An 18,575-nucleotide genomic window follows, 5' to 3' on the forward strand; every position below is an offset into this window, starting at 1 on the left:
AAGGAGGGGAAAAGGTGTTCGATTTTATTTTGAAGGTTTGTATAGAGCACTTTAAAGGGGAGCGTACGTTATCTGGAATTTATAATTTACTAACCGGTAAAAGATCATCTCAAACGATGCAGGATGCCAAAGGCTACAATTTAGATCATTATTTCGGGATATTTCCTAGTCTGAAAAGAAATGAGTTGGATCGACACATTGAAGAAATCCTGGATCTTCGAGAAATCTCATTAGAAAATGGAGGATTTCCTGTATTGACAGCTAAGGGAAATAAGAAACTACACGACTATGATGGCCCTTTACTGGATTCTTTTCAAGGAATGGAGCTCCACGCTGCCATCCCTGTGTTTGAACGGAGATTGAATTTGCTCACACAAACGGCGACAAATCTACAGGCAGATATTACTTCATTTGTACCAATTATTGATGATCCGGAAGTGCAGAAGTGGGTGAAAGCGGTGTATGCCAGTGTTCAACAAAAGGTACCACAGCTTGTCCAATCGCTTCATCAGGAAATTTCTCAATTGTTAGCGGAACGTTCATCAATAGAAGCTGAGTTGTTTGCATATCGATTGTCGGGCGGTGGAGTCATCGGTTTGACCATTGAACAGTTGCAAAATAGCTTCCAACTCACTCGTGAGGATGTTCATATATGCCTTTTTCATATGTATCACTTCCTTTTCTGCTGTGCGAAGAGAGGTCAGGATAGATATCCGGTCTTGCACCTTTGTACAAAAGGGCTGGACTCCTCTCATATGATCACCCAATCGGCTCAGAAAACCTATCAGTATTTAAATCAAGGGTTGAGTATAGAGGAGGTCACTACATTAAGGGGATTGAAGAGGAGTACGATTCAAGATCATATCGTTGAAGCAGCGCTGGTTATCCCTCATTTTTCAATCGAACCTTTCATACACCCTGATGATGTTGATGAAATTCTCCAGAAAGCTCGCCATTTAGATACCCAGAGACTGAAGCATATCCATGAAGCCTTTGATGGTAAATATGACTATTTTGAGCTACGGCTGGCTATGGCTGGCCGTCAGACTCAGAGAAAGGAAGGATACGCCTATGACAATTCATGATCTTAAGGCACCTTTGGAGAAACACTTCGGCTTTTCCGAGTTTCGTGAAGGACAGGAGATGATTATCAGAGACGTGCTGAGTGGCCAGGACGTTCTTGGTATCCTTCCTACTGGTACAGGAAAATCGCTTTGTTATCAGTTGCCTGCCAAGCTGCTGGGGGGAACGACGATCGTTGTGTCTCCATTGATTTCTCTGATGATCGATCAGGTGAAACAATTGAAAGCGAACGGCTATAAATCTGTGACTGCTCTGAATAGTTTTATGGAGCATAATGAGAAGCGGGCTGTGATGAAGCGCTTGAATGAATATTCATTGGTTTATATATCCCCGGAAATGCTCCAAAATGAGTGGTTACAGCGAGCGCTTGAGGGAGTTGATGTTCAACTTTTCGTCATAGATGAAGCCCATTGTATTTCCCAATGGGGTCATGAATTCAGAACTGATTATTTAAAGCTCTATCAAACGATAGAAACTTTGGGAAACCCTACTGTGCTGGCTCTTAGCGCAACAGCGACGAAAGAAGTCCAGCAGGATATTATGGACAGGCTCAAACTTCCATTTATGAATCAACGGATCTATCCGATGGATAAGCGAAACATCAGTTTAGCAGTCGAGGAATATTCTTCACCGGAAGAAAAGGTAAAACGGATCATTCAGGTGCTGGAGAAAAACCAGGCTCCGACGATGATTTATTTTTCCAGCAGGCAATGGGCTGAGAGAGTGACCTGTGAGTTGAGAGAGAAACTGAATCATCGCGTCGCATTTTATCATGGAGGCATGGAGCAGACCGACCGTATGCTTGTACAGCAGCAATTCATGAACAATCAATTGGATATCATCTGTTGTACAAGCGCTTTCGGGATGGGCGTGGATAAGCAGAACATCAGGCTTGTCATCCACTTTCACCTTCCTCCTCAACTCGAATCGTTCATACAAGAGATTGGAAGGGCAGGGAGAGACGGAGAAACGTCGGCAAGTCTCGTATTATTCACCCCTAAGGATCACTACCTTCCTCAAATGTTGATTCAAAGTGAGTTACCGGATAAGAGTGGTCTCTTTAAAATCATGCAGTATCTTGAATCCTTTGTAGGCACCACTCTTCCGGGTGATGAGACCATACTTGAGGATATGCAATTTTCAGAGTCTCAATGGAATTTTATCAAATTTCAATTCGAAGAAGCTGACTTAATACAAGGCCGGCTATTGAAAGATATTCCCTCAACTTTTCAACAGAAGCTTCTCCGAATTCTTGAAGAACGCTGGATTTATAAACAGAATAAACTGACCGAGATGTTGAGATGGATTCACCATACGAAGTGTAGAAGGGAAGAATTATACAAACCTTTCCAGGGATATATTCGTCCCCCTTATGCTCCTTGCTGTGATGTTTGTGATTTTCGTGTTAATGATCTTTCGTTTAAAGAAGACCAGGAAAAGGTACATTCTGTAACGTGGAAGGATCGTCTGCGAGTGATATTTCAGCAGGGAGGAACTTATGAAACGTAAGGATCAAGCAGCAATCATCAAACAAATGAGTGATCAAGAGGTGACACTCCAGCTTATATTGACCCAGCTGATCATCTTGAGCATGTCGATTATCGGGAGTGTCATTTTGTTTGAATCATTCTGGGATGGGTGGATCCAACAATTTAACCTTAATATGAATCAATGGATATGGTTCGGGATTCTCCCGGGACTTATGGTTCTTCTCATCGATTATGTACTCATGTATAGTTTACCTGAACGGATGTACGATGATGGCGGTATTAATGTGAAAGTCTTCCAAAACCGTTCGATCCAGGGCATAATCGGGATTACTTTTCTGGTTGCATTCAGTGAAGAGATGCTTTTTCGTGGTGTATTGCACACTGAGTTCGGCTACATAACAGCTAGTTTATTATTTGCGGTCATGCATATCAGGTATTTGACAAAAATCGTCCTTTTCATATCTGTCTTGTTCGTAAGTTTTTTTATTGGATATATGTTCGAGATTACCAGCAGTTTGATTGTAACGATTACGGCACACTTCATCATCGATTTAGTGTTAGCCTTTTGGATACGTTTTGGTAAATGGGGTGGGCTGAATGAGTGAAAAACAAAAAGACCAAGCAGAAAAGTTGAGGTCATATAAAGATGAAGGCGGTTATGAAGCGGAAGATTTAGATGTGCTGGACCTCCCACCGCGAAAAGACGTGCATCAGTCGAAAGCTGCAAAGACGAAGTGGAAAGTCAGCAACCTATGGATTCGATTCCTGCTAATCGCTTTTATTGTTTTGATCAGTTTGATCTTGTCCTATCCATACTGGGATGAATGGTTCAAAGGAACGTTCATGGAACCGGAGATCATTCAAGAAGAAACACCCTACCATGAAGAAATCACAGTAGAGCGTATGGGTGTGGAATAAACGTGAGATAATGATGACTGAAGGGGGATGCCATTTAATAAATCTGCTTTCTGTCTCTTTCGAATTTAAGTATCTCGACTGCTTCGCGGAACCTCTGGGAGTGAACGATTTCCCTTTCGCGTAGAAACTTAAGACTATCGTTCAAGCAAGGATCATCCGACATATTGATGATCCATTGATACGTCGCGCGGGCTTTTTCTTCTGCGGCGATGTCTTCATACAAGTCAGCGATTGGATCTCCTTTCGCTTGAATATACGAAGCGGTCCATGGAACTCCAGCGGCATTGTTATAATACAAGGCATGATCATGGTTGGCGTAATGGGCCCCAAGCCCCGCTTCTTTCATTTGTTCTGGAGTGGCATCCTTCGTCAATTTATAAATCATTGTAGCAATCATTTCGAGGTGTGCGAATTCTTCTGTGCCGATATCTGTCAGCAAACCGATCACCTTATCCGGTATACTGTATCTTTGATTCAAATAACGCAGTGCAGCAGATAATTCTCCATCAGCACCCCCGTATTGCTCAATCAGATACTTCGCAAGTCTCGGGTTGCATTCTGACACTTTCACAGGGTATTGCAGCTTTTTTTCATAAACCCACATAAGAGCCCTCCTTTTTCGTGTGTTATCTACTCAAATTTAAAGTTGCCATGGCCAGGGGCTGTCACCCCAGTTCCAGGGGTATCCTGAGAAGCTGCCCCCAAATTGCCGGAGGGGCCCGAACTGTTTTTCATACATTGTTTTTAGATCTCTGCTTTCGACTGCAAGTTGGTTAAACTGTTGAATCGCTTGGGAATCTTGCGGATGTGTATCTAAATAAAGCGTCAATTCTACAAGTGCAAAGTCTACCATTTGAATTTTCTCCATCAGTGCATAACGATCTGCACCAGGGTTAGGCGCCTGCTTCATCATTTATCTCCTTTCTGGACCGGGGTAGGGTAGGGATCGAATAAACATGGCCATAAAGTGCCCTTATACAACGCTTCCTGAATGGAGAATTGGGGAAGGTTCGGCGGCTGGAACCCTAAATAAAGATTCGGCGGAGTCTGGTAACAGGCGATTTTCCTTGGTGGACATGGATCATTCGGGCCGTGATAAGGTTGGTAACATTTAATCGGGGTGTACATCCATCATCACATCCTTTTCTTCAAAATATTATGTGGACAGCACTTGTCCTATTCGAAAACAAGCAGGAATATCTGGTCTCTTCAGCGAATTACATTTTGTGATAGGAAAAGAAAGAGGTGAGCGTATGTTTGTCAAAAGTATTATGAAGCCAGCCCATAGATCGTACACTGCCCAAGGATCAACTTCGCTGTCCGAGGTGCTGGAAGTTTTGGAACAGAAAGATATCGAAGCCATGCCCGTCGTAGTTTCCGGAATCTTTAAAGGGATGGTTTCTAAAGAAATCATTTTTCGTGCATTCTTCAATTCCACAGAAAAAATGGACAAAGACGTATTCCTGAGAAGTACGACAGCTGGTGATATTGCAGCACATGAGGAATATCACATCCATGATGAAGAAGTATTTGAGAGAACACTTCCTATGTTCAAAGGCTTTTCTGTCTTGGCTGTCGTCGATCAAAAATTGCAGTTTCAAGGGTTGGTGACACGGTATGATGTCATTGAACAGTTTGAAAGTGCATTCGGCGTGAAGAAGAAGGGGGTCCGTATCGCCTTCACTTCAGAAGAATCATCCGGGAGAATCGAAAGACTCGGAGATATCCTCAAGAGTTACCATGAAAATGTCATTTCTTTAGCTACTTTCGATGAAACGGACAAATTGGCTAGACGGATCGTAATGAAGATAGAAGACAATGACAATATCGAAGCCTTCACTAAGAAACTAGAAAAAACCGGTTTCAGAATACTAAGTGTCAAGGATATATAAAAAGTCGCTATGCTCTTCTAGGAGCATAGCGACTTTTTATGAGAAAGGGCTTTGTGATAAGATGATATTTCATTTATTAAAGTGAAGGGGGCGGAGAGTATTGTTATGGGTCCTGTTTTTATTATTGGTTGCAGGCATTTCTCTAATATTATTCATGTGGTTCAGTGCTCATCATGATCACTTGGATGTGCGTGAGATCACTGATGCTTCCCTTGGAGAAATAGATGAATTGCGCTTGTTTTTCATTTCAGATATACATAAACGTAAACTCCGCGAAGAAACCCTATCAAAGGTAGGGATGGTGGATGTGGTCATTATCGGAGGAGACCTGGTGGATAAGAGAACATCTTCTGAGCGGCTGGAAAAAAATCTGACTCTGTTAAAACGATGGAAGGCACCTGTCTACTTTATTCCGGGTAACAATGATCATGAATTCGAGACAGGGGCGCTTCTTGAGGTCCTCCAGGAGCATGGTATTCTTCCGCTATCAAATGTGGATGAAACGGTAGAGGTCTCCCAGGGTAAGAATATCGTGCTGAGTGGATTGGATCCATATTTTCTGCAGCCGCGAAGAAATGCTTCCTATATAAATGATCTTGATGGTTATCAAGTTCTCTGTGTACATGACCCCTATGTTTTTGCCCGAATGAATAAGGAAGACCAGGATCGTTTCAATTTAGTATTGAGCGGACATACCCATGGCGGCCAAATTCGTATTTTTGGAATGGGACCGTATGAACGAGGCGGATGGTCAAGAAATGGGGCCCGAACAATCCTTGTGAGTGAAGGCTACGGCACATCTTTGTTCTCGCTCCGTTTAGGTACCAAAGCTGAATGTCATGTAATACATGTAAAGTCTGGAAAAAAATAATCCTTGCTCAAAAGTTATAAAAAGAGTATACGAATTTTACACACCCTTTAGACTTCTTATATAATAAAGGAAAATAAACAGGTGGAGGCGCATATGGCAACAACTAAGGCAAAATACAATATCAAAGCAGTTTCCCAAATGCTTGGTATCCAGCCTGGTACCTTACGTGCATGGGAACGCAGGTATCAAATGATCCGTCCATCAAGGAATGAGGCTGGTCATCGTTTATATACAGACAATCATATCAAAATATTGAAATGGTTGATGGAAAAGGTCAACAAAGGATTTACGATTTCTCAAGCAGTTTCATTACTTGAAAGCAACGAAGAGGTAGTTTCAGAATCCGATAATTTTGAATCTGCCTCTCAACTTGAAAAAATAGGCGACGATCTCCTCAACGGATTGCTATCCTTTGAAGAAAACGAAGCACAGCGCCATCTTGATCATGCTTTCAGCTTGTTCACACCTGAGACAGTTGCCATTGATATTATCGGACCATTACTCGTGAGAGTCGGGGATTTATGGGAAGAAAATAAAATCACCAGTGCACATGAGCATTTCGCCAGCCAATTCATCAGGTCCAGAATTGGTATGATGCTTATTTCCATCCCTTCTGATCGCATGCTCCCAAAAGCGCTGCTTGTCTGTGGTCCTAACGAACGTCATGAGTTGGGGCTGCTTATTTTCGCGTTGTTTTTAAAGCGCAAAGGATACGATGTCATTTATCTTGGCCAGAGTATAGCAGGGGGGGACATCGATATTATCATTGATGAAATTGATCCCACCTATATGTTCATGTCATGCACGCTCAAAAAGAATATGTCGATTACAGTCAAACTAGCGGAGTCCCTTCAACAACAGTACCCGGAATTGAATATTGGTCTCGGTGGGTATGCATATGACCGCCTATCAGAAATCGACAAAAAGTTAATTCATCCTTTTATTGTCGGAAACTCCAAAAAAGATTGGGAAGCATGGTTAAATAAGCGTTGAGTGCTTATTGTACTTTCAGCGGCTTGAAAGTATATAAAAAATTTGCCCCCTGCCCAAAAGGTCGGATATAATTTGAAAAAAGGTGCCATAATCGCATCAGTCATCATAAGATATAGATAACACACATCGTGACAGGGGGGCGATCATGTGCGAGTAGAAAGAATGACGAATGAGAAATTCAAAATTTTTCTCACGTTTGATGATTTATTAGATAGGGGCTTGTCTCGAGAAGAGCTTTGGAATGACTTGCCGAGAGTACATCGGATTTTCAGTGATATGATGTACGAAGCTGGTATAGAACTTGGGGTCGAGCTCACGGGTGTGTTACTTGTGCAAGTCTACTTATTGCAGGCGCAAGGAATGTTAGTCGTTGTCACGAAGACGGAACCTGACGATCTTGAGGAAGATGAAGATTATATTGAAATGAAAGTCACATTGGATGAAAGTAAAGAAATGATGTTCTCTTTCGCTGATTTTGAAGATGTCATCGGCGCAGGTATCCAACTGTACCAACTGGATGTTATCGGTGGTAGTGTCTATTACTATGACGAGGATTATTATATGCTTATTCGTGATGAAGATATACTTCACTTGGATCAAGATCAAGTTATTGCTTTGTTGTCCGAATTCGCCTGTGCGACAGCGGCTACATCGCATCGTCTGATAGAATATGGCAAAGAGATCATGGACAGTCATGCATGTGAAACCATTTATAGACATTTTTCATAACCTGTAAGAACGCAGCTTCAAAAAAGCTTCGTTCTTTTTATTTTTGAATAGAAGCAGGATAAGGAACATGTTAAGATGATAACTGGTGTTATTTAATATACAGAGGTATGAAATGGAGTGTAAACAATGAAGATTGCGGTTTTATATGGTGGAACTTCTGGAGAACGCGAAGTTTCCTTGTCGACGGGAAAGGGAATAATAAAAGCGTTAATTAATAAAGGCCACGAAGTCATTGAAATCGACTTCTCCCCGGAACGAATAGAAGAAATCCTCCAATTGGACGTAGACCTCGTTTTCATCGGCTTGCATGGTCGCTTTGGAGAAGACGGGAAGATACAAGGTCTACTGGATATGATCGGCCTCCCCTACGTAGGCTCAGGGGTATTGTCATCCGCCCTGGCTATGGATAAAGCGAAATCCAAACAAATTTTTTCTTTGAATGGTCTTTATACAGCAAAGAGCGAGGTCTATGATGTGTCTGTGGAAGAGGAGTTTGCATCCATTGAAAAAGAAATCAATGATAAGTTTTCGCTGCCCTTTGTCATAAAACCGAATCAAGAAGGCTCCACACTAGGTCTGACGATTGTCAAAGAGGAAAAACAAGTCATGGAAGCCATTCAGATGGCAGCACAATCTGATTCTATGATTCTTGTTGAAGACTATGTTAAGGGAAGAGAGATGACAGTGCCGGTCATCGGTCTAAAAGGGAAGGAACATGCACTCCCGGTAATCGAAATTATTCCGAAGAATGATTATTACGATTTTGATTCAAAATATAAACCCGGGGGGAGTGAACATATCGTTCCCGCCAAAGTTGAGGATTCAATGACGGCTCAACTTCAGGAAGATGCTGTATTGGCACACCAGTTGCTCGGTTGCGACGTCTATTCCCGTGTTGATTTTATCATTAATGAAAATAACGAACCCATTATTCTGGAAGTGAATACATTGCCTGGCATGACACCTACAAGTCTATTTCCTGACTCCGCTCAAGCAGTAGGGATGAGTTATGATGACTTGATTCAAAAATTTGTCGAACTTTCTGGAGTGAATAAGAAGAAAAAAGTGTAATCGCTTACAATTTCTTTTTGAAATCAATCAGAAAAGGTGTATTTACCGCTTTCTTTAAATGTAGGGAACGTGTATACTAATCACTGAAAGAAGAGCCCTAATCGAATGGATTGATATAGGAGGTAAATGGATGGTAGCCGATAAGCCAACAGATTCTGCAAATGAAAACAACGATAAACTTGACGTGTTGAAGTCCACTCAGACAGTGGTCAAAAAGGCACTTGATAAATTAGGATACCCAAACGAAGTCTATGAATTGTTGAAAGAGCCTGTACGTATGATGACAGTAAGAATTCCAGTGCGTATGGACAACGACCATATCAAAATATTCACAGGCTACAGATCACAGCATAACGACGCTGTGGGACCAACAAAGGGTGGGGTTCGTTTTCACCCGAACGTTACCGAAAAAGAAGTGAAAGCTCTGTCCATCTGGATGAGTTTGAAAGCGGGCATCGTCGACTTGCCTTACGGTGGTGGTAAAGGCGGGATCATCTGTGACCCACGTGAGATGTCCTTTCGCGAACTTGAAGGAGTCAGTCGTGGCTACGTTCGTGCCATCAGTCAAATCGTAGGGCCTACAAAGGATATCCCTGCACCTGATGTCTTTACAAACTCCCAAATCATGGCATGGATGATGGATGAATACAGTCGTATTGACGAATTTAATAATCCTGGATTTATCACAGGTAAACCGCTTGTATTAGGAGGTTCGCACGGTCGCGAAACAGCAACTGCCAAAGGGGTGACCATCTGCATCGAAGAAGCTTGTAAGAAAAAAGGCTTCAATGTTGAAGGTGCGAGGGTCGTCGTCCAAGGATTCGGAAATGCAGGCAGCTTTTTAGCGAAGTTCATGCATGATCGTGGAGCCAAAGTTATTGGCATATCTGATGCTTACGGTGGTTTACACGACCCTGATGGATTGGATATTGATTACTTATTGGATCGTAGGGACAGTTTCGGCACGGTAACGAACTTATTCAAAAATACGATTACAAATGAAGAACTTCTTGAACTCGATTGTGATATTCTCGTACCAGCTGCGATTGAAAATCAGATCACGGAAGATAACGCGTATAATATAAAAGCATCTATCATTGTAGAAGCAGCTAATGGTCCGACAACTCTGGATGCCACAAGAATCCTATCTGAACGGGATATCCTCCTCGTTCCTGATGTTCTGGCTTCTTCCGGTGGAGTAACCGTATCTTACTTTGAATGGGTACAGAATAATCAAGGATACTATTGGACAGAAGAAGAAGTGGAAGAAAAGCTCCACAAAGTCATCGTAAAAGGTTTTGATAATGTTTATCGTACCGCGGAGACTCGACGTGTCGACATGCGTCTTGCGGCCTATATGGTCGGTGTTCGAAAAATGGCTGAAGCTTCAAGATTCCGCGGATGGATATAGGTTGATTCTCCTTTTACAATCTCCTATCATTGTTATGGTAGGAGATTTTATTATGTTAAAAATCAGAAAGAGCTGTTAGACTGGTGTCTTTGAAGACCAAAGTAAAACAATAAATTAACCGAAAACATTGATTAATGAAGAGCAAGTATATAATAAAGCTTTGATTATTGGAGAGCTTGGCATAGAAAGAGGAGTGTTGCAGGTGCATCAGGAAGAAAAAGTCATCATCATAGGCGGAGGGCCGTGCGGAATGAGTGCGGCCATTGAATTGAATAAAAGCGGAATTGAACCATTGATCATAGAAAAAGGGAATATCGTTAATTCCATTTATAACTATCCGACACATCAAACTTTTTTCAGTTCCAGTGAAAAATTAGAAATCGGTGAGGTCCCATTTATTACGGAACGCCAAAAACCTGTCCGTAATGAGGCTCTCGCTTATTATAGATCTGTGGCTGATCGAAAGCAGCTGCGCGTCAACACATATGAAAGAGTTCTCGAGGTTGTTCGCAACGATGACGGGTTCACAGTCCATACGGAAAAAGAGATGGGCAAAGAAGCGGTATACGAGGCGGAACAGATCGTAGTCGCCACTGGTTATTATGATCAACCGAATTATATGGGGGTTGTAGGGGAAGATTTGCCAAAAGTGATGCATTACTTCAAAGAAGCACACCCTTATTTCAATAAAAAGGTTGCCGTCATAGGCGGGAAGAACTCGGCTGCTGATGCCGTGCTAGAATTGGAGAAATCAGGTGCCCATGTGACAGTTCTTTATAGAGGAGAAGAATATTCGAAGAGCATCAAACCCTGGATTCTGCCTCAATTCGAAGCCCTTGTCCGAAAGGGGATCGTAGATATGGAATTCTGTGCGAATGTGAAGGAAATAACACAAGATGAAGTCATCTATGATTGCCGTGGTGAGGAAAAACGCATAGACAATGACTTTGTTTTTGCTATGACCGGTTACCGCCCTGATCATAGTTTTCTAACTAGAATGGGTGTGGAGATGGATTCGGAAACCGGACGTCCCACTTTCGACGAAGCCACTATGGAAACGAATGTTCCCGGAATTTACATCGCTGGTGTTATTGCAGCTGGCTATAATAATAATGAAATCTTCATTGAAAATGGTCGTCATCATGGAGGCAAAATCGCTGAAGCAATTAAAAGTGAATAATTGGAACTGAAACCCAGCTCCTCTCCTGGCAATTTTATAATTCCTTCACACAAGAAAAGGAGTCCTATCCGAGGACTCCTTTTTTGTTAGCTAACTGAACATATGTTCCAGTTCTGTTGTGTTTTGTGTCATTTCAAGGGCGACCATCAACTTAATACGTGCTTTTGGCCCTGTTAAACTATTGGCAAAAATAATCCCCATCTCGCGTAGCTTTTTGCCGCCTCCAGGGTAACCATATGTATCCTGGACAATCCCCTGATAACATCTGGAAACAAGAACAATGGGGATTTCCTTTGTCAGAGCACGCTGCAAAGCTTCGACTGTCTCTGGCGGGAGGTTTCCTTGACCTAATGCTTCTATGACAATTCCGTCGATTCCGCTGTCAGTGACCGCATCGATCAGTGACCCATCCATGCCGGCATAGGCTTTAATGAGGGAGACTTTTTTATCAATCTTTTGAACAGGATAAGAGTCGTGTCTTGTCATTTTATGATGAAAGAACACATCGTTCTTCGTAGTGACTCCAACCGGACCGTATTGTGGACTTTGAAAAGTCGCTACATTGCTCGTTGAAGTTTTCGTTACATTTTTAGCAGTATGAATCTCATCATTCATCACAACGAGCACACCCTTGTCCTGCGCTTCATCACAACTTGCTACGCGAATTGCACTCAGCAAATTGTACATCCCATCAGCTCCAATTTCATTGCTGGATCTCATTGCTCCTGTTACAACCACAGGCTTTCTGGTTTGTAAAAACAAATCCAGGAAATAGGCGGTTTCTTCCAAAGTATCTGTTCCATGTGTAATGACAATGCCATCGAAGGATTTTTTGGACATACGTTCATGGATATACCTGCCTAATTTCAACATATGGTCAGGTCTGATATGCGGGGAAGGGAGATAAAAGAGAATATCATCCTCAATTTCGGTTTCTCCTCGCAATAGAGTAGTTATTTCATCAAGCGGATGTTTTGATGAAGTATTGACCTCGCCTGTTTCTTTATTTTCTTTCATTGAAATTGTTCCACCTGTGTGAATTACTAAAATACGTTTCATAACTTCCACCAACTTCCATTCAGTTATTCCTTTTCATATACCTTCATGATACGATGAATTGTAGGTTAAAGAAAGAGAGAGGATTGATTATTTTGGCCATCTTAACTGCTGCCATATCTCCTGCTGTGGCCATTATGACCTTCATATATTTAAGTAAACGGATTGAATTAGAACCGTTCCCTTTAATTATCCGTATGTTCATAATAGGAGTCATTATGGTGTTCCCCATCATGTTCATTCAATATGCATTCGAAGTGGAAAACATATTTCAGCATCCATTATTAAAGTCGTTCTTCCTCGTAGGTCTAATGGAGGAATTCTTTAAATGGTTCTTTATAGTATTTGTCGCTTATCGCCACTCGGATTTTGATCATCACTATGATGGCATCATTTATGCAGTTGCTGTAAGCTTAGGTTTTGCAACGATCGAAAATGTCATTTATTTGTTTTACAATGGTATTGAAATAGCTATGCTTCGAGCTATTTTCCCTGTTTCCTCACACGGTTTATTCGGAATTATCATGGGTTTCTATGTAGGGAAAGCCAAATTTACAACTGTAAAGTCAAAAATTTGTATGGCCTTTGCACTTTTCATACCTGTAGCGCTCCATACGTTGTATGATTACATAATCACTGTGAACGAGAGTGCGTGGATGTATTGGATTACTCCTTTCATGATTATTTTATGGATCATCGGCTTCCGCAAAATCAAAATAGCGAATCAACATCATGAAAAGTTATTGAAGTCCTGAAAGAGTCTGGGATAAATGAATTTTCCCACTAGAAAACCCGAATTCATTCGGGTTTTCTTTATGAAGCAATACATTCATACGCCGCTCCGGCAACATACTTCGTTTTCCGCGGGCACGGCCTCAGCCTACTCAGCAAGCAAAGACCGCTTCCTTCCGGGGGCTTCCGCTCGTGCTGTTCCGGCAGGTTGCCTATCCTCCAATTGATTCATTCTACTCTATTGTTCTTCTTTCCAGTGCCAGTTATCGTTTAGTCCCAGCCTCTTTCTATCCCTCCTTACTACCAAGTCACTTCCACACTTAAATTATCCGGTTCTGACGCCCAGACACTCGAGACATAAGCAACTCCATTCTGTGGCAAAGAACGCCACGACATGGTTTTGTTTATGCTTGTCGTGTCTATCAGGGCGTCTCCACATTAAATTTATGCATAATCTTTTGTTTCTGTTAAAAACTACCCCTATAACTAAACTATTGGGTCAGGGGTGGATGATGGATGGTATGGAAAAAAGCTACGGTCGTATTTGTAGGGATAGCCTTATTGCTATTGCCTTTATCAGAGTGGAGCTATATCAAACCTGTCCAAGGGTTTTCTAATCAGGTCATACAGCAAGGTTCGACAGGGGAAGATGTCATTGAACTTCAATCCAGGTTGCAATACTTAGGTTTTTATAATGGAGATATTGATGGCGTTTTTGGTTGGGGAACATACTGGGCTGTGCGTAATTTCCAATATGAATTCGGGTTGGATATTGATGGATTGGTAGGGCAAGAAGTAAAGAATAAGTTAGTCAAGGCAAGTAAGTATGACAAAGGTTTTGTTAAAGAACAAATCAGACAAGGAAATGAATTCACTCATTACGGCGGCACACCAAAAGCACAGCAAACGAAGAAAAAACAAGACGATCAGCAGCAAACAGGTCAAAAAGCTCCTCAACAGGAGCAGGAACAGCAACAAGAAACAAAGGAACCTACAGCCGTAAACGTTCCAAGTGGTTATTCTCAGAACGATATTCAATTGATGGCAAACGCTGTTTATGGAGAAGCGCGTGGAGAGTCTTATGTTGGGCAAGTCGCTGTTGCGGCCGTTATTTTGAACAGGGTGAACAGCGCATCATTTCCTAACTCTGTGTCAGGAGTCATATTTGAACCGCGAGCTTTCACAGCAGTCAGTGACGGTCAAATTTGGTTAGAACCGAATGAGCAGGCGAAAGAAGCAGTGTTAGATGCTATCAACGGCTGGGATCCTTCAGCACAAGCATTGTACTATTTTAATCCGAATACAGCGACATCCAGCTGGATATGGTCAAGACCACAGATCAAACAAATCGGGAAACATATTTTCTGTAAATAGGAGGTGGGCGTATGACGCGATGGATTACCATCATAGTGTTGAGTATAGCATTAATAGGTGTAGGGGTTTGGGGTTACAAAGAGAATCAAGATAAAAATGCTGTGCTGGTGCAAGCTGAAAATAGTTACCAGCGTGCCTTTCACGATCTGACATACAACATCGACCTTCTGCATGATAAGATTGGTTCAAGTTTAGCGATGAATTCTAGAGAGCGCTTGTCCCCTCAGTTGGCTGAGATTTGGAAAATTGCTTCAGAAGCGAATTCCGATGTTGGACAGCTGCCTTTGACTCTCCTTCCTTTTAATAAAACGGAAGAATTTTTATACGATATTGGGGAGTTTGCGTATCGTACGGCTGTAAGAGACTTAGAGAAAAAACCATTGAGCGAAGAAGAAATAAAAATGCTTGACCAGTTACATGAAAAATCAGGAGAAATAGAAAATGAATTGAGAAAAGTCCAGAACGTTGTGTTAGAAGATAATCTCAGATGGATGGATGTCCAGCTCGCTTTAGCTACGAATGACGAAGTCGGAGATAACACAATCGTAAATGGTTTTAAAACAGTAGAGAAATCAGTAGAAGGCTATGAAGGTTCAGTAATGCAGACTGGGTTTGGATCTTCTGGTGCTGAGAAAAGCTTTCGTCATTTACAAGGGGATAACATTTCTGAGAAAGAGGCGAAGAAAGTAGCAAGCAATTGGCTTGAAAAAGTTGACATCAATAAGTTGACTTTGACCAAGTCAGGTAAAGGGGCCGATGTCCCTACGTACACAGCTTCATTCCAAAATGGAAAGAGAAATGGCTATATCGATTTGACTGAAAAAGGCGGCCATCCTTTGACAATAATGATCAGTCGTCCTGTGAAAGAGGCAAACATCAGCTTGTATGAAGCCTCTGAAAAAGCGAAAAAATATGTTAAGGGTCTCGATATCTCTGAATTAGAACTTGTCGAAAGTAGTCAATACGATAAAATGGGAGTGTTCCGTTTCCTATACACAGAAAACGACATCCGTTTTTATCCAGATTCCATTGTGGTAAAAGTAGCTTTAGATAACGGTGAAGTGTTAGGGATGTCTGCAAGGGATTACTACAATTTCCATAGTGAACGTGACTTGAATGAACCGGAAATCACTCTGGAAGAAGCTAGAGACAAAGTGAATCCAAACGTGGAAATTCAAGAACACCACCTTTCCGTCATCGAAAATGATATTCAAGAACAGGTTCTGTGTTATGAATTCCTGACAACTATGGAAAATACAACTTACCGTATTTTCATAAATGCTTCCACAGGGCAGGAAGAAAAAGTTGAAACATTGAAAAAGGCAGAAATGAAATTCAATCAGGAAGTATAGCTATACATTTAACATTAAAGGAGCCGTCGTCAAGACGGTTCCTTTTTTGATATTGGGAGTTCGTTACTGTATGAGGAGAGCAAGTGGGCTTGACACAACTCGCTGGGGGTATCGCCTGGCTCCTTCACCCGAGGAAAGCGAGTCATTCCCCGTCGCCCCGATCTACTGACCAAACTACTCGGAATCAATTCATGTGGATAAGGGATCTTAAAGTATATTTAAGTAATGTTCAAAAGAACTTGTGGATCATTTTACCTATAATCTTCCTTTTTTAATAAAGAAGTGAGATAATAAAACTGATACGATAGGCTTGTTTCAGAAGGGAGAATTGTGGTGAAAAACATAAAAATAGGGACCCCCTTAACCTTAGAAATTCAAAAACCGCATGAAAAAGAAATGGATCGATATAAATGTAAGATTGTGGACTTTGATGAAGAAAAACTTTATATTGATTATCCTTTACATACCCGGACAGGAAAGACAGGTTTTTTCTTGGATGGAAGTCAATTTCAAGCAAGCTTTGTAGGTGAGGACTCATCGGTTTACTGGTTCAAAACTGAAGTGGTGACTAGAAAAAAGTTGAATATACCAGTCATCGTTCTCACTTTTCCTGGAATGGAAGAATTGACCCGGATCCAAAGACGTAAATATGTACGGGTGGATGCCTCCATTGATGTTGCAGTCCAGACAGGAGAGGCACTCTTCTCGACCCTCACCCAGGATGTAAGTGGTGGTGGTGTTATGCTGATCCAACGGAAAACCCAAAAGTTAGCGGAAGGGCATAAATTGAACTTGACTCTCGTCTTACCGATGAACTCTGGGGATTATCATTACATTGAAGCGACGGGGACGGTAATTCGGGTGATTGCCGCTGAAGGGAATCAGCCAGACCGTGTATCAGTCGAGTTCGTGGATATTCAAGAAAAGGACCGGCAGTTGATTATTCGCTATTGTTTTGATCAGCAAATGCAAAAAAGGATGAAGGCGTTGAGATAGACGGAAATTCATAGATTTTCAATCAAAAGTTATGTTATTCTTGACAGTGTTAATCAGGCAAACACATATCTTACTAATCACAACGCTATCCCCGATCAGGGGACGGTTTGTTTTAGTTAGAGCAGATGGAGGAAGAATGACAAATGAACACAATGACTATTGCAATTGACGGCCCAGCGGCTGCCGGAAAAAGTACCGTAGCAAAGAAAGTCGCAGAGGAACTATCATTTATATATGTAGATACAGGAGCCATGTACCGGGCGCTGACATGGAAAGCGCTCCAAAAGGGCATCTCTTTGGAAAATGAATTATCGCTGGCAGAACTCCTTCAACAAACGGACTTGAACCTCGTCCAAAGTAAAAACGGGCAGCGAGTCATGTTAGATAATAAAGATGTCTCCGATGAAATTCGTACAGATGACGTGACTAACAAGGTGTCAATCGTAGCCAAACATAAACTGGTACGAGAAGAAATGGTACGCCGTCAACAAGAACTTGTGAAAGACCGCGGTGTAGTCATGGATGGAAGGGACATTGGGACTCATGTGCTCCCTGATGCGGAAGTGAAAATTTTCATGATTGCCTCCGTTGAAGAACGAGCAGAGCGTCGCCATAAAGAAAACGTCGAAAAAGGGTATCAGTCAGACATTCAACAGTTAAAAGAGGATATCCGAAAACGAGATGAAATAGACTCCAATCGGGAAATCGCTCCATTGGTAAAGGCTGCTGATGCCATTGAGGTGGATACCACAGCCATGGGTATCAACGAGGTTGTGGCACGTATTTTGACTATTGTAAAAGAAAAAAGCATGAAGGAGGGTTGAGCGATGAATCTTTATAAACTCGGTAAAGCCCTGTGCAGTGTCATTTTCTACCCGATGTACCGCATTAAAGTAATCGGAAGAGAAAATATACCTGCAAAAGGTCCAGTCATCATTTGCTCTAATCATATTTCAAATGTAGATCCGCCGGTTGTGGGAATTACCAACAATCGTAATATTTACTTCCTTGCTAAAGAAGAATTGTTTGAAAACCCCATAATTGGGGGAATATTGAAAAGAGTCCATGCTTTTCCGATCAAACGTGGCATGAGAGACCGTAATGCTTTACGTAAAGGCTTGGAAATTCTTAAAAAAGGGAATGCACTGGGCTTGTTCCCAGAAGGCTCCCGACAAAAGAGCGGGGAAGTAGGTAAAGGTCTCGCCGGAGCCGGCTTTTTCGCTTTGCGTTCTGAAGCTTATATCGTTCCATGTGCAATCATAGGTCCTTATAGGAAGTTCAAACAGCTGAAAGTCGTGTATGGGGAACCCATTGATATGTCACAGTATCGTGAAGAAAAAGCTTCCGCTCAAGTTGTCACTGACCGGATCATGGAAGAAATCAGACAATTGCATAAAATTCATCAATGATGAGACCTAATCACTTGA

Annotated in this window: 21 protein-coding genes; 17 read left to right on the top strand and 4 right to left on the bottom strand. The window is 41.8% G+C overall.

Annotated elements, in window-relative coordinates; translation table 11 throughout:
* Nucleotides 1-14 precede the first annotated feature (14 nt).
* The 4 genes from HLI_RS00275 to HLI_RS00290 are packed head-to-tail and all read left to right on the top strand — an operon-like array spanning nt 15 to nt 3,491.
* Entirely contained in the window at nt 15-1,085 is a 1,071-nt protein-coding gene (locus tag HLI_RS00275) for a YpbB family protein (RefSeq protein ID WP_128522508.1), read from the top strand.
* Nucleotides 1,072-2,592, top strand: a complete 1,521-nt coding sequence (locus HLI_RS00280) for a RecQ family ATP-dependent DNA helicase (protein ID WP_128522509.1) — start codon at nt 1,072-1,074, stop codon at nt 2,590-2,592. The genes HLI_RS00275 and HLI_RS00280 overlap by 14 nt, the downstream gene beginning before the upstream one ends.
* Nucleotides 2,582-3,178: a CPBP family intramembrane glutamic endopeptidase gene (locus HLI_RS00285; protein ID WP_128522510.1), complete on the top strand. Its 597-nt coding sequence runs from the start codon at nt 2,582-2,584 to the stop codon at nt 3,176-3,178. The genes HLI_RS00280 and HLI_RS00285 overlap by 11 nt, the downstream gene beginning before the upstream one ends.
* Entirely contained in the window at nt 3,171-3,491 is a 321-nt protein-coding gene (locus HLI_RS00290; RefSeq protein ID WP_128522511.1) for a hypothetical protein, read from the top strand. The genes HLI_RS00285 and HLI_RS00290 overlap by 8 nt, the downstream gene beginning before the upstream one ends.
* Nucleotides 3,492-3,525: 34 nt before the next feature.
* Here the strand turns inward: HLI_RS00290 and HLI_RS00295 are convergent, their stop codons facing one another.
* The 3 genes from HLI_RS00295 to HLI_RS00305 are packed head-to-tail and all read right to left on the bottom strand — an operon-like array spanning nt 3,526 to nt 4,619.
* Nucleotides 3,526-4,095 carry a manganese catalase family protein gene (locus HLI_RS00295; protein ID WP_128522512.1) on the bottom strand — a complete coding sequence of 190 codons (570 nt, stop codon included), beginning with the start codon at nt 4,093-4,095 and terminating at the stop codon, nt 3,526-3,528.
* A gap of 36 nt (nt 4,096-4,131) precedes the next feature.
* Nucleotides 4,132-4,401, bottom strand: a complete 270-nt coding sequence (locus HLI_RS00300) for a spore coat protein CotJB (RefSeq protein WP_128522513.1) — start codon at nt 4,399-4,401, stop codon at nt 4,132-4,134.
* Nucleotides 4,401-4,619, bottom strand: a complete 219-nt coding sequence (locus tag HLI_RS00305; protein ID WP_128522514.1) for a spore coat associated protein CotJA — start codon at nt 4,617-4,619, stop codon at nt 4,401-4,403. The genes HLI_RS00300 and HLI_RS00305 overlap by 1 nt, the downstream gene beginning before the upstream one ends.
* A gap of 125 nt (nt 4,620-4,744) precedes the next feature.
* Here HLI_RS00305 and HLI_RS00310 point away from each other — a divergent pair, with 125 nt between their 5' ends.
* The 7 genes from HLI_RS00310 to HLI_RS00340 all read left to right on the top strand — a co-directional run bounded on the left by HLI_RS00310 (nt 4,745) and on the right by HLI_RS00340 (nt 11,638).
* Nucleotides 4,745-5,383, top strand: a complete 639-nt coding sequence (locus tag HLI_RS00310) for a CBS domain-containing protein (RefSeq protein ID WP_128522515.1) — start codon at nt 4,745-4,747, stop codon at nt 5,381-5,383.
* Between the two features lie 100 nt (nt 5,384-5,483).
* Nucleotides 5,484-6,254 carry a metallophosphoesterase gene (locus HLI_RS00315; RefSeq protein ID WP_128522516.1) on the top strand — a complete coding sequence of 257 codons (771 nt, stop codon included), beginning with the start codon at nt 5,484-5,486 and terminating at the stop codon, nt 6,252-6,254.
* Between the two features lie 93 nt (nt 6,255-6,347).
* Nucleotides 6,348-7,247 carry a MerR family transcriptional regulator gene (locus HLI_RS00320; protein ID WP_128522517.1) on the top strand — a complete coding sequence of 300 codons (900 nt, stop codon included), beginning with the start codon at nt 6,348-6,350 and terminating at the stop codon, nt 7,245-7,247.
* Between the two features lie 147 nt (nt 7,248-7,394).
* Nucleotides 7,395-7,976, top strand: a complete 582-nt coding sequence (locus tag HLI_RS00325; RefSeq protein ID WP_128522518.1) for a genetic competence negative regulator — start codon at nt 7,395-7,397, stop codon at nt 7,974-7,976.
* Nucleotides 7,977-8,102: 126 nt separating this feature from the next.
* Complete coding sequence (locus HLI_RS00330; RefSeq protein WP_128522519.1) at nt 8,103-9,047, top strand: D-alanine--D-alanine ligase; 945 nt, start codon at nt 8,103-8,105, stop codon at nt 9,045-9,047.
* 130 nt (nt 9,048-9,177) lie between these two features.
* Nucleotides 9,178-10,458 carry a Glu/Leu/Phe/Val family dehydrogenase gene (locus HLI_RS00335; RefSeq protein ID WP_128522520.1) on the top strand — a complete coding sequence of 427 codons (1,281 nt, stop codon included), beginning with the start codon at nt 9,178-9,180 and terminating at the stop codon, nt 10,456-10,458.
* A gap of 250 nt (nt 10,459-10,708) precedes the next feature.
* On the top strand, nt 10,709-11,638 hold the full coding sequence (locus HLI_RS00340) for a YpdA family putative bacillithiol disulfide reductase (RefSeq protein WP_241655978.1): 930 nt from the start codon (nt 10,709-10,711) through the stop codon (nt 11,636-11,638).
* A 90-nt stretch (nt 11,639-11,728) separates the two neighbouring features.
* Here HLI_RS00340 and HLI_RS00345 read toward each other — a convergent pair whose 3' ends face one another.
* The gene (locus HLI_RS00345; protein WP_128522522.1) at nt 11,729-12,697 is read right to left on the bottom strand and encodes an asparaginase; all 969 of its coding nucleotides are present in this window, start codon (nt 12,695-12,697) and stop codon (nt 11,729-11,731) included.
* An 89-nt stretch (nt 12,698-12,786) separates the two neighbouring features.
* Here HLI_RS00345 and prsW point away from each other — a divergent pair, with 89 nt between their 5' ends.
* From prsW to HLI_RS00375, 6 genes are all read left to right on the top strand, one after another.
* The gene (gene prsW / locus HLI_RS00350) at nt 12,787-13,449 is read left to right on the top strand and encodes a glutamic-type intramembrane protease PrsW (protein WP_128526772.1); all 663 of its coding nucleotides are present in this window, start codon (nt 12,787-12,789) and stop codon (nt 13,447-13,449) included.
* 493 nt (nt 13,450-13,942) lie between these two features.
* Entirely contained in the window at nt 13,943-14,800 is an 858-nt protein-coding gene (gene sleB / locus HLI_RS00355; protein WP_128522523.1) for a spore cortex-lytic enzyme, read from the top strand.
* A gap of 11 nt (nt 14,801-14,811) precedes the next feature.
* Nucleotides 14,812-16,152 carry a germination protein YpeB gene (gene ypeB, locus HLI_RS00360; protein WP_128522524.1) on the top strand — a complete coding sequence of 447 codons (1,341 nt, stop codon included), beginning with the start codon at nt 14,812-14,814 and terminating at the stop codon, nt 16,150-16,152.
* 333 nt (nt 16,153-16,485) lie between these two features.
* A complete protein-coding gene (locus tag HLI_RS00365; protein WP_128522525.1) occupies nt 16,486-17,148 on the top strand; it encodes a flagellar brake protein in 663 nt (220 codons plus the stop codon).
* Nucleotides 17,149-17,291: 143 nt separating this feature from the next.
* Complete coding sequence (cmk, locus tag HLI_RS00370) at nt 17,292-17,972, top strand: (d)CMP kinase (protein ID WP_128522526.1); 681 nt, start codon at nt 17,292-17,294, stop codon at nt 17,970-17,972.
* A 3-nt stretch (nt 17,973-17,975) separates the two neighbouring features.
* Entirely contained in the window at nt 17,976-18,557 is a 582-nt protein-coding gene (locus HLI_RS00375) for a lysophospholipid acyltransferase family protein (protein WP_128522527.1), read from the top strand.
* Nucleotides 18,558-18,575 lie beyond the last annotated feature (18 nt).

The organism is Halobacillus litoralis (assembly GCF_004101865.1).
Taxonomy (GTDB): domain Bacteria; phylum Bacillota; class Bacilli; order Bacillales; family Halobacillaceae; genus Halobacillus; species Halobacillus litoralis_A.

What these genes read in the sequence shown, in the direction of transcription:
- HLI_RS00280 (WP_128522509.1), top strand. Translation starts at nt 1,072, where the DNA reads ATGACAATTCATGATCTTAAGGCACCTTTGGAGAAACACTTCGGCTTT.
- HLI_RS00285 (WP_128522510.1), top strand. Translation starts at nt 2,582, where the DNA reads ATGAAACGTAAGGATCAAGCAGCAATCATCAAACAAATGAGTGATCAA.
- HLI_RS00290 (WP_128522511.1), top strand. Translation starts at nt 3,171, where the DNA reads ATGAGTGAAAAACAAAAAGACCAAGCAGAAAAGTTGAGGTCATATAAA.
- HLI_RS00295 (WP_128522512.1), bottom strand. Translation starts at nt 4,095, where the DNA reads ATGTGGGTTTATGAAAAAAAGCTGCAATACCCTGTGAAAGTGTCAGAA.
- HLI_RS00300 (WP_128522513.1), bottom strand. Translation starts at nt 4,401, where the DNA reads ATGAAGCAGGCGCCTAACCCTGGTGCAGATCGTTATGCACTGATGGAG.
- HLI_RS00305 (WP_128522514.1), bottom strand. Translation starts at nt 4,619, where the DNA reads ATGTACACCCCGATTAAATGTTACCAACCTTATCACGGCCCGAATGAT.
- HLI_RS00310 (WP_128522515.1), top strand. Translation starts at nt 4,745, where the DNA reads ATGTTTGTCAAAAGTATTATGAAGCCAGCCCATAGATCGTACACTGCC.
- HLI_RS00320 (WP_128522517.1), top strand. Translation starts at nt 6,348, where the DNA reads ATGGCAACAACTAAGGCAAAATACAATATCAAAGCAGTTTCCCAAATG.
- HLI_RS00330 (WP_128522519.1), top strand. Translation starts at nt 8,103, where the DNA reads ATGAAGATTGCGGTTTTATATGGTGGAACTTCTGGAGAACGCGAAGTT.
- HLI_RS00335 (WP_128522520.1), top strand. Translation starts at nt 9,178, where the DNA reads ATGGTAGCCGATAAGCCAACAGATTCTGCAAATGAAAACAACGATAAA.
- HLI_RS00340 (WP_241655978.1), top strand. Translation starts at nt 10,709, where the DNA reads ATGAGTGCGGCCATTGAATTGAATAAAAGCGGAATTGAACCATTGATC.
- HLI_RS00345 (WP_128522522.1), bottom strand. Translation starts at nt 12,697, where the DNA reads ATGAAACGTATTTTAGTAATTCACACAGGTGGAACAATTTCAATGAAA.
- sleB (WP_128522523.1), top strand. Translation starts at nt 13,943, where the DNA reads ATGGTATGGAAAAAAGCTACGGTCGTATTTGTAGGGATAGCCTTATTG.
- ypeB (WP_128522524.1), top strand. Translation starts at nt 14,812, where the DNA reads ATGACGCGATGGATTACCATCATAGTGTTGAGTATAGCATTAATAGGT.
- cmk (WP_128522526.1), top strand. Translation starts at nt 17,292, where the DNA reads ATGAACACAATGACTATTGCAATTGACGGCCCAGCGGCTGCCGGAAAA.
- HLI_RS00375 (WP_128522527.1), top strand. Translation starts at nt 17,976, where the DNA reads ATGAATCTTTATAAACTCGGTAAAGCCCTGTGCAGTGTCATTTTCTAC.